This window comes from Hymenobacter sp. B81 (genome assembly GCF_044628455.1).
Lineage (GTDB): Bacteria > Bacteroidota > Bacteroidia > Cytophagales > Hymenobacteraceae > Solirubrum.
Window position 1 is genome coordinate 2264030 of the sequence record NZ_JBIYZW010000001.1, and the last position, 15064, is coordinate 2279093.

10 protein-coding genes are annotated in these 15064 nt (G+C 66.1%); 3 read left to right on the forward strand and 7 right to left on the reverse strand.

Annotation, left to right across the window (positions count from 1 at the left end):
* The first annotated feature begins 96 nt into the window (after nucleotides 1-96).
* The gene (locus ACE191_RS09985) at nucleotides 97-3399 is read left to right on the forward strand and encodes a reprolysin-like metallopeptidase (protein ID WP_400192058.1); all 3303 of its coding nucleotides are present in this window, start codon (nucleotides 97-99) and stop codon (nucleotides 3397-3399) included.
* 139 nt (nucleotides 3400-3538) lie between these two features.
* On the opposite strand, the gene ACE191_RS09990 is transcribed toward ACE191_RS09985, so the two are convergent.
* From ACE191_RS09990 to ACE191_RS10000, 3 genes are all read right to left on the reverse strand, one after another.
* Nucleotides 3539-5701, reverse strand: coding sequence for a helix-hairpin-helix domain-containing protein (locus ACE191_RS09990; RefSeq protein WP_400192059.1), 2163 nt, complete (start codon nucleotides 5699-5701; stop codon nucleotides 3539-3541).
* A complete protein-coding gene (locus tag ACE191_RS09995; protein WP_400192060.1) occupies nucleotides 5698-6561 on the reverse strand; it encodes a hypothetical protein in 864 nt (287 codons plus the stop codon). The genes ACE191_RS09990 and ACE191_RS09995 overlap by 4 nt, the downstream gene beginning before the upstream one ends.
* 105 nt (nucleotides 6562-6666) lie before the next feature.
* Nucleotides 6667-8949, reverse strand: coding sequence for a S46 family peptidase (locus ACE191_RS10000; protein WP_400192061.1), 2283 nt, complete (start codon nucleotides 8947-8949; stop codon nucleotides 6667-6669).
* Nucleotides 8950-9079: 130 nt separating this feature from the next.
* Here ACE191_RS10000 and yidD point away from each other — a divergent pair, with 130 nt between their 5' ends.
* Nucleotides 9080-9304 carry a membrane protein insertion efficiency factor YidD gene (yidD, locus tag ACE191_RS10005; RefSeq protein WP_400192062.1) on the forward strand — a complete coding sequence of 75 codons (225 nt, stop codon included), beginning with the start codon at nucleotides 9080-9082 and terminating at the stop codon, nucleotides 9302-9304.
* A 228-nt stretch (nucleotides 9305-9532) separates the two neighbouring features.
* Nucleotides 9533-10417 carry a hypothetical protein gene (locus tag ACE191_RS10010; RefSeq protein WP_400192063.1) on the forward strand — a complete coding sequence of 295 codons (885 nt, stop codon included), beginning with the start codon at nucleotides 9533-9535 and terminating at the stop codon, nucleotides 10415-10417.
* Between the two features lie 62 nt (nucleotides 10418-10479).
* Here ACE191_RS10010 and lgt read toward each other — a convergent pair whose 3' ends face one another.
* The 4 genes from lgt to nadE all read right to left on the reverse strand — a co-directional run bounded on the left by lgt (nucleotide 10480) and on the right by nadE (nucleotide 14803).
* Nucleotides 10480-11373, reverse strand: a complete 894-nt coding sequence (gene lgt / locus ACE191_RS10015; RefSeq protein WP_400192064.1) for a prolipoprotein diacylglyceryl transferase — start codon at nucleotides 11371-11373, stop codon at nucleotides 10480-10482.
* A gap of 87 nt (nucleotides 11374-11460) precedes the next feature.
* On the reverse strand, nucleotides 11461-11757 hold the full coding sequence (locus ACE191_RS10020; RefSeq protein ID WP_400192065.1) for a hypothetical protein: 297 nt from the start codon (nucleotides 11755-11757) through the stop codon (nucleotides 11461-11463).
* The gene (locus ACE191_RS10025; RefSeq protein ID WP_400192066.1) at nucleotides 11750-12382 is read right to left on the reverse strand and encodes an RNA polymerase sigma factor; all 633 of its coding nucleotides are present in this window, start codon (nucleotides 12380-12382) and stop codon (nucleotides 11750-11752) included. Before ACE191_RS10025 ends, ACE191_RS10020 begins: the two co-directional genes overlap by 8 nt.
* Nucleotides 12383-12817: 435 nt before the next feature.
* Complete coding sequence (nadE, locus tag ACE191_RS10030; protein ID WP_400192067.1) at nucleotides 12818-14803, reverse strand: NAD(+) synthase; 1986 nt, start codon at nucleotides 14801-14803, stop codon at nucleotides 12818-12820.
* Nucleotides 14804-15064 lie beyond the last annotated feature (261 nt).

The following is a 15064-nucleotide window of genomic DNA, read 5'->3' on the forward strand; positions in this document are numbered from 1 at the left end:
TGACTGGCTGCTATTCAGCCGCCAAAAATGTTTACTTTAGGCGCTTCTATTTCTCCACCCAGACTCTCTCACCCTCCTCTTTCTTCTTTACTGCCTATGCGCACACCGTTTACTCCGATTGGCACCACCCTGCGCGGCGCGCTGCTGGGAAGCCTGCTGGCCGCCGGTCTGGCTTCGCCGTTTGCCGCCTCGGCTCAGCGGGTCCTGTGGGCCGACGACGCCCAGCTGCCCTCGGCTTCGCGTCGCACCACCCAGGCCCTCGACCGCTACCGCCTGGTGAGCGTACAGGCCGACAACCTGCGCGCGGCGCTGGCGGCGGCTCCCGCCGAGTCGGGCACTGCCTCCCGCCAGTCGGGCACGGTGGTGTCGCTGCCCCTGCCCGATGGCACCTCCGGGCGCTTCCGCGTGGTGGAAACGGCCATTATGCACCCGCAGCTGGCGGCCAAGTTCCCCATGCTGCGCACCTACGCCGCCCAGGGCATCGACGACCCCACGGCCAAGGCTTTTATCGATGTGAGCCCAGCCGGCATGCACGCCATGATTCTGTCGGCGTCGAACACCGTGTTTATCGACCCCACGCCCGACGGCGTGCATCACCTGGTATTCTATAAGCGCGACATCAACCGCGCCGCCCTGGTTTCGGCCACCTGCGCCACCGCCGCCGATGCCGACGTAAACGCCCGCCTGGCGCCGGTGCAGAACGTGGCCCGCCGCCCCAGCGGCGCCCAGCTGCGCACCTACCGCCTGGCCGTTGCTGCCACCGGTGAGTACTCCCAGACCAAAGGCGGCACCACCGCCGGGGCGCTGGCCGGCATTGTGGCCACCGTCAACCGCGTGACGGGCGTGTACGAGCAAGAAGTAGCCGTGCGCTTTCAGCTGGTGGCCAACAACGACCAGCTGATTTACCTCAACGCCAACACCGACCCCTACACCAACGTCAGCAACAGCGCCACGCTGAACACCAACCAGACCATTGTTGACCAAACCATCGGGACGGCCAACTACGACATCGGTCACGTGGTGGGCACCGACGACGGCGGCATTGCCGGCCTGGGCGTGGTGTGCGTGCCGGGCAACAAGGCCCGCGGCACCACCGGCCTGCCCAACCCCACCGGCGACGCCTTCGACATCGACTACGTAGCCCACGAAATCGGCCACCAGTTCGGCGCCCGCCACACCTTCAACTACGACGGCAGCGGCAGCTGCGCCGGTGGCAACCGCAGCTCCGTTTCGGCCTACGAGCCCGGCGGCGGCACCACCATCATGGCCTACGCCGGCATCTGCGGCGCCGGCGACCTGCAGAGCAACTCCGACGCGTACTTCCACACGCGCAGCTACGACGAGATTCTGACCCACATCAACGGCACCGGCAACTGCGTAACGGCGGTGAACACCGGCAACCGCCCCCCCGTGGTGGATGCCGGCCCGCGCCGCGTGATTCCGAAGAGCACCATGTTTGAGCTCACGGGCTCGGCTACCGACCCCGACGGCGACCCGCTGACCTACACCTGGGAGCAGTTTGACCTGGGCCCGGCCGGCCTGCCCACCGCAGCCACCGGCAACGCCCCCATCTTCCGCTCGAACCCGCCCTCGACCAACCCCACCCGGGTGTTCCCCAGCCCGCTGCGGCGCTTCAGCAACGGCCAGCCCAACCCCGGCACGCCCGAGATTCTGCCCTCCTACGCCCGTCGCCTGACGTTCCGCCTCACCGCCCGCGACAACCGCCTCGGCGGCGGCGGCGTGGAGTACGACACCGTTACGGTGCCCGTAGTGGCTACGGCCGGCCCCTTCCTGGTGATGTCGCCCAACACCGCCAACGTGGTGTGGCGCACCGGCGTGCCCCAGACGGTAACCTGGGACGTGGCCAATACCACGGCCGCGCCCATCAACGCCGCCAACGTGGACATCCTGCTCTCGACCGACGGCGGGGCCACCTACCCCCACGTGCTGGCCACGGCTACCCCCAACGACGGCTCGCACACGGTTAACATCCCGGCCAGCGCCCCCGCCAGCACCCAGGCCCGCGTGAAGATCAAGGCCTCGGGCAGCATCTTCTTCGACATCTCCGACCAGAACTTCCAGCTGCAGGTACCCACCGCGCCGGGCTTCTACCTGACCTCGGCCTGCGGCAGCGCCAACCCCGACTTCTGCCCCGGCGGCCAGGCTACCTGCTCGTTGAGCGTGGGCCAGTACCTGGGCTTTACCGGCCAGGTAAACCTGACGGCTAGCAACCTGCCGGCCGGCGCCACCGCCAGCTTCACGGCTAACCCCGTAGCCCCCGGCGCCAGCAGCACCGTGACCATCTCGACGGGCGCCACCACGCCCGCCGGCACCTACACGGTAACCGTAACGGGCACCAACGGCACCCAGAGCGAAACCCAGCAGCTGAGCTTCACGGTGCGTCCCTCGGGCAACGTGCCGCCGGTTCTGACCCTGCCGGCCGCCAACACCCAGGCTGCCCTGGCCGTGCCCACCTTCTCGTGGGCGCCCATCACCGGCGCTACCAGCTACGACCTGCAGGTATCGACCGACCCGAACTTCGCCACCACGGTCATCAACCAGACCGGCCTGACCACGACGCAGTTTACCTCGCCGGTAACCTTGCAAACCAACGCCCGCTACTACTGGCGCGTGCGGGCTACTGCCGCCTGCGGCACCGGTCCGTACTCGGCCGCCAACTTCTTCAACGTGGGTCGTCAGGTGTGCAACACCGTAGCGGCTACCACCGTGCCCACGGCCCTGACGGCTACTACCCGCTCGACGCTGGCCATTGCGCTGGCGCCCGGCGAAATCATTGCCGACCTGAACCTGAAAAACCTCAAGATTACCAGCGGCGACATCGGCGGGCTGATCATCTCGCTGGAAAACCCGGCGGGTCAGCGCGTGGAGCTGTACTCGGTAGTGTGCAACGGCGCCAACATGGACGTTAGCTTCGACGACGAGGCGGCCGGCCCCATTGCCTGCCCCATCAACGCGGGCAGCACCGTGCGCCCGGCCAACGCCCTGGGCGCCTTCCGCGGCCAGGACCCGAACGGCAACTGGACCCTGGTGATTCAGGACCTGCTGGGCGGCACCGGCACGCTCACCGGCTGGGGCTTGGAAGTCTGCACCGTACTGCCGGCCGCAGCCCGCGATGCCCAGCAACTGGCCGGCGTGGCCGTGTTCCCCAACCCGAGCACGGGTGAGTTCAACGTAACGGTGGACAACGCCGTGCGCGGCAACCTCTCGCTGCAGGTAACCGACGCCGTGGGCCGCACCGTGCTGACCCAGCAGGTGAGCAAAGGCGCCGGCCTGCTCCAGCACAGCCTCGACCTGAGCAAGCTCAGCCAGGGCGTGTACCAGCTGCGCCTGAGCCTGCCCGGCGGTGGCACCACCGTGCAGAAGCTCATGAAGCTGTAGCACCCCGCTGCTTATTAAAAAGGGCCGCTCTGCACCAGAGCGGCCCTTTTTGCGTTCAGCAACCAGCGTTTAGAACTGAGAACTTAGAGGTGGAAGCCCGCGGCTGGAAGCTTTCCGCTACTCCTCTGGCAACGGCGGCTTACAGCGCCAGACGCATCTGGGCTTTCACCTCGGAGCGCTCCGAGCCCTGAATTTCCTCCAGGCCCGAGCCCACGGTGCGCTGGTCGCGGTAGCGGGTGGTGGCGTAGCGCAGCCAGAACGTGAGGCGGCGGGTGAGCTTGAACTCGGCCAGCACGTAGGCCCGGGTGCCGCGGCCCGACAGCCCTGGAATGGAGAAGGCGTAGAGCACGTCCTGCTCGTAGGCATACTGGCGGGTGTCGAAGTCGTCGGTGTCGAACAGGGCGTAGCGGGCGCTCAGGCGCAGGCGCTGGGCGGGCTGCACCGTCACGTCCTGGGCCAGCAGGTAGCCGGTGCGGCGCGGCCCCTGGTTTTCGCGGTAGTGGGTGCCCTGCAGGCGGGTGCGCAAACTGAGCACGAGCGTGGGGCTGGTGTCGTAGAACAGCAGCAGGGAGCGGCGCACGGTGGGCACCGGCATGGGCGTGGGCCGGGTCAGCAGGGCGTTGTCGTACTCTTTTTCACGGGTGCGGATCTGGGCGTAGATCAAGCTGGTTTTGGTGGGTGCGTAAGTTAGGCGCACCAGCCAGTCGTAGCCGCGGGAGGGCGCCCCCACCTGGTACTTCAGCCAGGGGAAGCTGAACTGGTCGTAGTAGGCCGACAGCTCCCAGCGGGCAACGGGCCGCACCTTCAGGCCCAGGTACAGGCCGTTTTCGTTGATGTTGCGGGTGTTTTCGGCTAGGGCATTGCCGTAGAGGGTGTGAAAGTTGCGCCCGTAGCGCCGGTACAGCACCGAGGCGTCCACGTCGGGGCCCAGGCTGGCCAGCAGGCCGTTGACGGTGCCCAAACCGCCACTGCTGCTGCGGGCCGTTTCGCCGAACAAGCTCAGGTTGCGCCAGCCGTAGCTGTAGTTTACGCCCACGGCCAGGTTGTGCTGCCCCCGAAACTCGTAGCGGTTGTAGAGCTCCAGGCTGCGCTCCAGCGGGGTGCTCAGCTGGGTGTTTACGGCCGTGAGGCCCACGTTGAAGCGGCTGCCGGTGGGGGCCAGCGTGAGGTTGCCGCCGGTGATGACCTCGCGCACGTTCTTGCGGTTTTCCAGCTCGTTGGCGGTGCGGTGAAAGCCGCTGATGAGCACGCCCGAGGCAAACTCGTCGAACTCGCGCAGGGTGTCGGCCGCGGCGCTCTGCAGGGAAGCATCCACGCGCTTGGCCGAGGCAAAGCCGGTAAGGCGCAGGGCGGGCGTGAGGGCCACGGTGGCCGCCGCGCCGCGGAAAAAGGTGCTTTCCAGCACCGAGTTGTAGGGTCGCACGCCCAGGTTGGAGCGCCGCAGCGTGGTGATGGTTTCGGCCCCCTTGCCCACCTGCAGGCCGGAGGAAAGCAGCAGCCCCTGGCCGAACTGCAGCTGGTAGTCGCCCACGACGAGGGACTTGAGGCGGCCGCGCTCGAACAGGGCGAAGTGCGCGGCGTAGTAGTCGAAGCCGTAGCGGCGGGTTTTGGGGTCCCAGGTAAACTGCTCACCGGCATCTTTCTCGGCCGAAAAGCCCACCGAAAAGTCGCGGGCGTGGCTGGTGCGAAAGCGCACGAGCAGCTTGTCGGGCGAACCGAGGTAACGCGAGGCGGGGCGGCCGGTGCTGGTGGTATCAGCCGGCGCGTAGCCTTCGCGCTCCTGCAGCACCCGCTCGTAGCGCACAAACAGGGCGTTGTTGTCTTCCTGCCAGATGCGCTTCCACAGCGGCCCGCGAGTGGCGTTGGCGTTCTGGTCGCCCACGTTCACGAACGAGGCCACGCGGTAGGCCGTGCGCACGTCGAAGCCGCGGATGCTTTGCAGCTCATAGAGGCTCAGCAGCGGGCCGTTCTGCTGACGGTGCTCGAGCAGGGCCGTAATCTGCGGTTCCGAGAGCAGCAGCAGGCTGGCCAGCTCCTCGCGCGAGGCGGTGTTGAGGTTGAGCGGCGTCTGCAAATACTGCAGCAGGGTTTCGTAGAGGTCCTCGTAGGGCACGTTGTCGCTCTGCGGCTCGGCAAACAGCTCCTGCACCAGCCGGTCTAGGTCGGGGCGCGGGCGCGGGTACTCGGGTGCCTGGGCCCGGGCCACGACGGCGCTCAGCAGCAGTGCCGCCAGGGTGCCGGCGCCGCGCAGGCGGCGCAAAACCAGCCGGCAGGGTCCGGCCGCAAAAGGCAGCTGGCTCATGACTTGGGCGCGAGGCGGAAGTTCACGCTCAGGTGCTGACTCAGGCCCAGCACGTTGTGCAGCTGGGCGCCGTAGTCGACGCGCAGCTGGCCGAAGTGCAGGCCGAAGCCGCCGGTTACCTGCTCGGTGAGCGTGGCCACGCCGGCGCGCACGGCCAGGGCGTCAATCACCTGATACTCTACCCCGGCGCGGAAATCGGCGTCCTGGTCGATATCCTTCTCGGTTTCGGCCAGCAGCAACACCTTGGCCGAGGGCCGGAAGCCCAGCCCGGCGCGCAGAATGGTGGGCACGCGCTCGTCCTGGTACTCGGCCAGGCGGGCCTGATTGAGGTTGTAGAGGCTCACGCCCAAAGTCAGCTTCTGGGGAATGATGTCGGCCTGCCCGCCGAGCGAGGCGGCCACGGCGCGGCGGCTGCCCAGCCCTTCGATGCTGAGCTGCAGCATGTCCACCCGGGCACCCACGCTGATCAGCCCCAGCCGGTAGGCGTAGCCCAGCCCGGCGCGCGACTCGTTGTAGCGCTTGTCGCCGAAGCGCTGCACCTCCAGGCCCACCACGCCGTGCGGGGGCGTGGTCACGGTGCTGCCCGCGGGCTGGCGGCCCAGCGGCAGGGCCGCGGCCAGGGCGGCGTTGTTGAGATGGGGAATGAAAAAGCGGTTTTCGGCGTACACGCCGGCCTCGGGCCGGCTGAGCTGGGCCAGCCCGGCCACGTTGTTGCCCACGGCCCACAAGTCGTTGCTGATGGTCACCGAGGCATTGCCCAGCGCCGCGGCCCGGGCGCCGCGCACCCCGGGGGCACCGCTCTGGGCGCTGGCCGAAACCGATAACAAGAATAAACCGATAGCAAAGTAGCGTTGCAGCATAGGCAGGGCGTGATGAGCTGCTTAAAGTACTGCATTTGAAACCGTAACAAAAAGCCCCGACGCCAGGGGCGCCGGGGCTTTTTTTGCCAATCAATCGGCCGCAGCCTAGAGCGTGGCCGGGGCGGCTTCGCCCTTCTTTTTCTTGGTCTTGATTTTCACCTTGGTGGCCTTGCCATCGGCAGCGGCCGGGGCGGCTCCTGCGGCCACGGGGCCGGGGTTCGGGCCGTTGTTGACGATGGTCATTTCATCGACCAGGTGCTTGGCGCCGCCCAGCTTCTCCACGCACCAGAGCACGTAGCGAATGTCGGCGTTGATGCAGCGCTTCAGCTCGGGGTCATAGGCCAGGTCGCCGGTCATGGCTTCCCAGTTGCCGTCGAAGGCCAGGCCAATCAGCTCGCCGCGGCCGTTGATGACCGGGGAGCCGGAGTTGCCGCCGGTGATGTCGTTGTCGGTGATGAAGCCCGTGTGCAGGGTGCCGTCCTTATCGGCGAAGCGGCCATAGTCCTTGGCGCGCAGCAGCTCCAGCTGCTTCGGGGGCACCACAAACTCGGGGTTGGTGGCGTCTTCCTTTTCCAGCACGCCCTGGGCGGTGGTAAAGTAGCTGTAGCGCACCGCGTCGCGGCCCTGGTACGAGCGCACCGAGCCGTAGCTCAGGCGGATGGTGGAGTTGGCGTCGGGCGAGTACACCTTCTGGGTGTTTTTCTCGCGCAGCGCGGCCACGTACAGGCGGTTGGCGCGGGCCAGGCCGGCCTGGTGGGCCTGCATCTTGGGCTGAATGTTTTCCTGGAAGTTCTTCACGATGCTGTTCATCATGCGGAACGCCGGGTCATTCTCCAGCTGCAGCAGCGTGGGCTTCTGCAGGAACTGCTCGGTTTTGGCTTTCGACACCAGGAAGGACTTGCTGAACACCTCGGCGGCGTACTTCTGCATCGAGCCGCCGTACTGCTTCTGCACGGTCTGGAAGATTTCCGGCTGCTGCTCCTTGGCCACGTCGTTGTAGTAGAGCTGCATCAGGGCCGCAAACACCTTCTGGTCGGTGGCGGGGTTGTAGTCCTTGAAGAAGTCCTCGGCCGATTCCTTCAGGCCGTCGGCCGTTTTGCGGATGGCCGCCTGGTCGGGGCTTTCGGCTTTCAGTTGCTGGTAGAGCGGCATCAGGCGCGAGGCAAAGGCCAGCACCTCGGTGCCCAGGGCGGCCTCGCTCAGGTACACCGAGCTCAGGTTGTACTGGCGCATGCCGGCGTAGGCCTGGTTGATGTCGTTCAGGGCCTGGCCGTACTGCTGGCCGCGGGCCGGGTCCTGGGCAATCCACTGGGCCAGGGCGGCTTCTTCGGCCGTTTTCTGGTCCACGGTCTTGAGGCGCTTCATGCCCTCGTTCTGACCGATGAAGTACTTCCAGTAGTTGGCAATGTTGGCGTACTTCGAGGCGTACTTCAGGCGCACGGCGGGGTCCTGGTCGCCGTCTTCCTTCCACAGCTTCAGGCGGGTGTCGCGCAGCTTGATGCGGGCGGGGTTGGTTTGGTCCAGGGTCAGCTGCAGGCCGGCGGCGGGCAGGAAACGCTGGGTGCGGCCGGGAAAGCCGAACACCATCGAGAAGTCGTTTTCACTCACGCCCTGCAGGCTCACCGGCAGGTGGTGCTTGGGAATGTAAGGCACGTTGTCGGCCGCGAAGCCCTTGGTGGGCTTGTTGTCCTTGGAGGCGTAAATGCGGAACAAGGAGAAGTCGGCAGTGTGGCGGGGCCACATCCAGTTGTCGGTGTCGCCGCCGAACTTGCCCACCGATTCGGCCGGGGCGCCCACTAGGCGCACGTCGCCGAAGCGCTGGTACACGAACAGGTAGAACTCGTTGCCGGCAAACATGTCGCGCACGTAGGCCACGTACTGGCCGTTTTCCTTGGCGGCTTCGGCCATTTCGCGCTGGCGTTTCTGCACCAGGGCGTTGCGTTCAGCCTCGGGCGTCTGGGGCGTGATGCCCTCGAGCACCTTGCCGCTCACGTCTTCCATGCGCACCAGGATGTCGACGAACAAGCCGGGGTTGGCTTTTTCCTCGCTGCGCGTCTGGGCGTAGAAGCCGTTCTGCAGGATGTTGTTCTGGGTGGTGCTGTGGCTCTGAATGGCGTCGTAGCCGCAGTGGTGGTTGGTGAGCAGCAGCCCCTGCTTCGACACGAACTCGCCGGTGCAGAAGCCGCCGAGCTGCACGATGGCGTCCTTCAGGGAGGCGTTGTTGACGTCGTAGATTTCTTCGGCCGTGAGCTTGAGGCCTTTTTTCTGCATGTCGGCGTGGTTGAGGCGCTTCACGAGCAGCGGCAGCCACATGCCTTCGTCGGCGCGGGCCACGGCGGGCAGCAGCAGCGCCAGCAGCAGGCCTTTGAGCCAGGTACGTTTAAACATTGAACGGGAAAGAAAGTGAGTGAAAGAGCGGAAATTGCCGGTGGCAACGCCGAACCAAACTTACGAAGCCCGGCGTTGCGAGCCTAACGCCCGTTCGGCTTCCGGCCGTTCCCCTACTCCCGCCGCTGCCGTGTCCGCGCTGTTCAAATACTTCTTTCTGGCTTTGGTGTGGGTGTACCGCCACCTGATTTCGCCGCACACGCCGGCCTCCTGCCGCTACACGCCCACCTGCTCGGCCTACGCGGCCCAGGCCATCACGCGGCACGGTCCCTGGCGCGGGGGCTGGCTGGCCCTGCGCCGCCTCGCCCGCTGCCACCCCTGGGGCGGCCACGGCCACGACCCCGTGCCGGATTGATTGGTTGTTGGTTGTTGGTTGTTGGTTGTTGGTTGTTGGTTGTTGGTTGTTGGTTGTTAGAGGCTACTTCGACTCCGGGAAAACGGACGCCTGAAAGCGAAAAAACAATCAGCCAAAAACGAACAACCAAAAACCAACAACTACCCCGAGGGGCGTTTTCCCGTATAGCTGAGCCAACGCCCCGCCCGGGTTCTTCCGGGCGGGCTTTTTTCACGTATTCCCGCAGCTATGCAACGCATTTACCTCGGGCTGTTGAGCCTGGCCCTGCTGGCCTCCACGGCCTGCTCCGAAGCCCAGAACGACGACAAGGGCAAAGGCAAGAAAGGCGGCAAGAAGAAAGACCACACCTCGGTGATGAACCCCGTCAGCGGGCTCAAGCGCCTGGGAGCTATGCCCTCGGAAGTCACCGAAAGCTCGGGCCTGGCCCGGGGCCCCGAAGCCGGCACCTACTACACCCACGGCGACCACGGCAACACGCCCACGCTGTTTCTGGTGCGCGAAAGCGGGGAGCTGGTGCGGCGCGTCGAAATTCCCGGCATCACCCAGGAAGACTGGGAATCGGTATCCCAGGACGAGCAGGGCCGCATTTACATTGCCGATACCGGCAACAACAACAACAGCCGCCAGGACCTGACCATCTACCGCGTCGACCCGGCCAATCCCGGGCAGGTGCGCCGCATCCGCTTCAGCTACCCCGACCAGAAAGACTTCCCGCCGGTGAAAAACGACCGGAACTTCGACGTGGAAGCCTCGCTCTACCACAACGGGCAGCTCTATCTATTTACCCGCAACCGCGCCCGCGGCCGCGAGTGTAAGGTGTACACCCTGCAGGCCGACGGCCCCGAGCAGCAAACCGCCAAGCTGGCCGGGCAGCTTAACCTGCCGGGCGAGGTTACCGGCGCCGACCTGAGCCCCGACGGCAAGCGCCTGGCTTTGCTGGGCCGCGAGCAGCTCTACCTCTGCGACGTGCCCGGCGGCGACCTGACCAAGGCCCAGCCACGCACCGTGGAGCTGGCCGGCGCCGGCCAGACCGAGGGCGTGGTGTTCACCGACAACCAGAACCTGATCATCAGCACCGAGCAGGGCACGCTCTACCGCTACACCATTCAGTAGCCGCCCACTATGGTTTTTCAAGCAAACGGCCCGCTCTGGTGAAGAGCGGGCCGTTTGGCGTGTTAGCGGGTAATGGGGCGGGCCGGCGGCGGGGTGGCGGCCGGCTCGTGCAAATCGCGCGGGGCGTACCCGAAGCGGTTGTTGAGATTCTTACCCGCGCGCAGCAGCACCCACAGGCCAATCAGAATCAGCGGCAAGCTCAAGATCTGGCCCATGTTCAGCGGCAGGCGGTCTTCGAAGGATTCCTGGTTTTCCTTCAGGAACTCCACCAGGAAACGGAAGGTGAACAGCAGCGTCACGAACAGGCCGAACAGCAGACCCCGCGGCGTCTGCTCCTTGTAGCGGTTCCAGAGATAGTAGAGCAGGCCGAACAGCACCAGGCAGAACAGGGCCTCGTAAATCTGGGTGGGGTGGCGCAGCTCCTGCGGAATGGTGGTTTCCTGGCGGTGAATGAGGTCGTAGCGCACGAACTTGAAGGCCCACGGCACGTCGGTCTGCCGCCCAATGATTTCCGAGTTCATCAGGTTGCCCAGGCGGATGCACATGCCGCCGGTGGCCACCACAATCACGATGCGGTCGAGTACCCAGAGGTAGTCAAACTTATTGTTGCGGGCAAACAGCCAGGTGGCCAGCAGAATGCCGATGGTGGCGCCGTGGCTGGCCAGGCCGCCCTCCCAGATCTTGAAGATGTCGAAGAAATGCTCCCGCGTGAGGTAGTAGTCGGGGTCGTAGAACAGCACGTGGCCCAGGCGGGCGCCCAGCACCGTGCCCAGCACCATGTAGATGGTGATGACGTCGACCCAGCGCGCCGACACGCGCTCGGCCTTGTAGATGTGGGTGAGCAGCAGCGAGCCGATGATGAAGGCCGCCGCGAACAGCAGACCGTACCAGCGCAGGGTGAGCGGGCCCAGCTGGGCGATGATGGGCGAAACGTCCCAGGTAATGTAGGCGAGCATAGGCGCGGGGTGCGGGGCAAAAAACGAGGAAGACTCAAAAGTACTCAGACATTCGGCTCGGCCCTTGGCCGCCGCTGGCAGGGCGGGTCAGCGCCCGGGCCAGGCGGCCGGCGGTTCGCCGGGGCGGGCGTCGTAGGAGGCGGGGCGCAGCGGGGCCTGGTCGCCGCTGAGGGCCAGCACCAGGGCCGCGAGCGTGGCCGCGTAGGCCGGCCAGCGCAACCAGCCGGGCCACGGCGGTTCTCCAGCTACTTCCGGAGTCAGCCGCGCACGCACGCGGCCGTAGAAGTGCGGCCCGGGCTGGGCGGCCGTGTGCGGGTGGCGCCACTGGCGCAGCAGGTTTTCCCACTGCTCGTCGGCGCTGGGGCGGGGAGCGGCATCAGACATGGCGGAATGGGGGTTGCAGGCGTTGACGAAGGGTTTGGCGGGCGCGGAACAGCAGCGACTCCACGGCCGCGACGGTGGTTTGCAGCACGGCAGCTATTTCCTCGTAGCTCAGCTGCTGCTCGTGGCGCAGCGTAAAGGCCACCCGCTGCGGCTCGGGCAGCCGGGCAATGTGCGCCAGCAGCAGCTGCAGCTGCTGCTGGCCTTCCAGCTGCGCCTCGGGGTGGGCGTGGTCGGGCGGGTGGTGGAGCACCTCGTTGTCGAAACCCAGCAGGCTGGTGAAGTAGGCAAAGCGTTTCCGGGCGCGGGCCCGCCGGTGGTGCTTCAGGGCCCGCGAGGTGGCCAGCCGGTACAGCCAGGTGCTCAGGGCCGCTTCGCCCCGAAACCGGCCGATGGTCTGGTACACTTCCACGAACACCTCCTGGGCCACGTCCTCGGCTTCTTCCGGCGAGGGCAGCAGCGCCAGCACCGTGCGGTAAATGCGGTTCTGGTACCGCTCAACCAGGGTGCGAAACGCCGCCTCGCTGCCCTGCTGCAGCTGCGCTACCAGGTCAGCGTCGGCCGGGGCCAGCAGTTGAACAACGGCCGGCGGTTCGTGAACAATAACCGAAAACGAAAGCGCGTGCACGACTGAGCAGATGGCTGAAACCAATGAAAAGGGGCCGCCGAACGCGGTGGCTCCGGGGGCTACATCTGCTTAGGCCCGTTCGGCCCCGAAAACTTGCGGCCGGCCGCCGTTTTTTTTCGGACTGCTGAGGCACAGCCCCCACCCCGGCCCAAAGCCGTCGTTCGGCCCCTAAGCTACGCGGCCTCCCGGCTTCGAACCGCAACCGACCGGTTCCGAACCGCACCATCGCGGCAAAAAGCCGCAGCCTCGCGGTTCCGAGCCGCAACATTGCGGTAAAAAGCCGCGACCTCGCGGTTCCGAACCGCGCCCGACCGGTAAAAAGCCGCGATGTCGCGGTTCGAAACCGCAACATCGCGGCTCAGAACCGCGACTGACCGGTAAAAAGCCGCAACCGACCGGCTCGGAACCGCGAAACGGCGGGGCAGCCGCCCGCCGCTACAGCGCCGCCAGCTCTTCGCCGAAGCCGCCGCTCAGGATGGGGAAGCGCAGCCAGGAGCGCGGGTCGAGGTTGTAGTCGTCGAGGTGAAACGAGGGAGCATACCGTTCGCGCTTCCACTGGTTGCGGCTCCAGAGTGCGTAAAAGCGCTGCACGTAGGTTTTGAGCTGCTCGCGGTCGGCCTCCACCAGCTCTTCGCGCAGCCGTTCCAGCACCTGGCTCGGGCCGAGCCGCTCGTAGAACGCCAGCCGCTCGATGCGGTTGAGCACCACGTAGGGCATCAGGTCGCGCTCGTCGGTTTGCTTGTCTTCGAGGGGGCGCAACTCGGCGGTGGGCTGCAGGCGGTTCACGCGGTGCAGGCCGGGGTAGTTTAGCTCCTTTTCGGCCCACACCAGCCACTTCTTCACGAAATCCTTGTCGACGCCGGCAATGGGCGAGATGCTGCCGGCCGTGTCGCCGTCCATGGTGCAGTAGCCCACGGCGGCTTCGCTTCGGTTGGAGGTGGTGATGAGCAGGCAGTTGAGCACGTTGGCCAGCAGCCAGATGCTGGGGGCGCGCACCCGGGCCTGAATGTTCTGCAGGGCCAGATCGTCGGTCTGCCAGCTCAGCGGCCGGCCCAGGGCCTGCTCAATCTTGCCCGTGTAGCCCCGCACTTCCTGGTCGATGTCCCAGTTGAAAAACACCGCGCCCACGTTGTCGGCCAGCTCCTTGGCCGAGAGGTAGGTGTCGTCGGACGAGTTGACGGTGCCCTGGTAGGCGCAGGTGAGCAGGCGGCGGGTGAGCTGCTGGTTGAGAGTAGTTGTCAGTTGCGGGTTATCAGTTGCCAGTTGCTGGTTTCCGGCGGGGGGCAGCACCTGCTGCGTGCGGCCGGCATCGACGGCCAGCGTGGCCTCGGCGGCCGGGGGCAGGGTGCCGTGCGCGGCTACGTGCTCGATGTCGGCCGTACTGAAGCAGCCGGCCTTGCGCATGAACGCGGCGGCGCCCAGCTCCTCCACGCCCAGGCGCACCAGCTCGGCCACGGCCACGGCGCACATGCACGAGTCGGCCCCGCCCGAGAGGCTGAGCACGAAGCCCCGGCTGCGGGCCTTGCGCAGGTAGTCGAACAAGGCCAGGCTCAGGGCCTGATTCAGCTCGCGGTACTCGTCGGGCACCGGCAGCGGCACAATCTCCTCGGTCACGGCGGGCTCCTGGCTGAAGTCCACGTCGGTGTACTCCAGGTCCACGTCCTTGAAGCTCAGCAGCTGGTTGCGCTTGAGCAGCTCGCCGTTGCGGGCAATCAGGATTTCGCCGTCGTAGGTGATGCGGCCGGCTTCGTTGCCCAGTAGGTTGGCGTAGAGGTAGGTTACCTGGTAGTCGCGCGAGGCCTTGAGCACCAGTTGGTAGCGCACGTCGGTCTTGCTCATGGCAAAGTGCGAGGCCGAGGGATTCACAATCAGCTGCACGCCGCGGGCCGTGAGACGGGGCGCGGGGCGGTCCTCGGCCGGGCGCCAGGCATCCTCGCAGATTTCAAAGCCGAACTGCACGCCCAGGTGCTCGAAGGTCAGGTCGCCCAGGGGCCACTGCTCGTCGCCCAGCTCCACCGTAGTGGTGGTGCCGGCCACCCACGAGTTGAAAAAGCGCGGCTCGTAGTGCACGCCGTCGTTGGCCAGAAACTGCTTGGCGGCAAAGCCCAGGATTTCCTGGTTGCGAATCACGCAGGCCGTGTTGTAGGTGCGCCCGTCCAGGCGCACGGGCAAGCCCACGCACACCACCATCTGCGGGTCGGTGCACCAGGCGCGCACCTGCTGCAGCTTTTCCAGGGCGGTGGCGCTCAGCCAGTCGTGCAGAAACAGGTCCTCGCAGCCGTACCCCGTCAGGCACAGCTCGGGCAAGCACAGCAGCTCTACCTGCGCGGCGCGGGCCTGCTCGATGGCCTCGCGGATGTTGCGCAGGTTGGTGGTCCAGTCAATGGGCGTTTGGTTGAGGGCGGCGCCGGCAAGTCGCATAAGCTAAAGAGCTAGGGGAGGAAGAATCGTGCTGCAAGTAACTGTAAAGCGCGGGTTCGGGTTGTCGGCCCTGTCATTGCGAGGAGGCACGACGAAGCAATCGGTCCTTGCCTATGGTAGAAGCCTCACAAGCATGATGAGCCGAAAACCTCGCTGTCATTGCGAGCGAAGCGACGCAATCGGTCCTTGTCGGTGGTAGAAACCGAATGAGCCTGACCAGCCGAAAATGGATTCCGGTAGGTCAGGCTCTTGTGGTCGTGC

Coding starts and splice junctions, on each gene's coding strand:
- lgt (WP_400192064.1), bottom strand. CDS start 11,373: ATGCTCGCCTACATTACCTGGGACGTTTCGCCCATCATCGCCCAGCTG.
- ACE191_RS10010 (WP_400192063.1), top strand. CDS start 9,533: ATGCAACGCATTTACCTCGGGCTGTTGAGCCTGGCCCTGCTGGCCTCC.
- ACE191_RS09985 (WP_400192058.1), top strand. CDS start 97: ATGCGCACACCGTTTACTCCGATTGGCACCACCCTGCGCGGCGCGCTG.
- ACE191_RS09990 (WP_400192059.1), bottom strand. CDS start 5,701: ATGAGCCAGCTGCCTTTTGCGGCCGGACCCTGCCGGCTGGTTTTGCGC.
- ACE191_RS09995 (WP_400192060.1), bottom strand. CDS start 6,561: ATGCTGCAACGCTACTTTGCTATCGGTTTATTCTTGTTATCGGTTTCG.
- ACE191_RS10020 (WP_400192065.1), bottom strand. CDS start 11,757: ATGTCTGATGCCGCTCCCCGCCCCAGCGCCGACGAGCAGTGGGAAAAC.
- ACE191_RS10000 (WP_400192061.1), bottom strand. CDS start 8,949: ATGTTTAAACGTACCTGGCTCAAAGGCCTGCTGCTGGCGCTGCTGCTG.
- nadE (WP_400192067.1), bottom strand. CDS start 14,803: ATGCGACTTGCCGGCGCCGCCCTCAACCAAACGCCCATTGACTGGACC.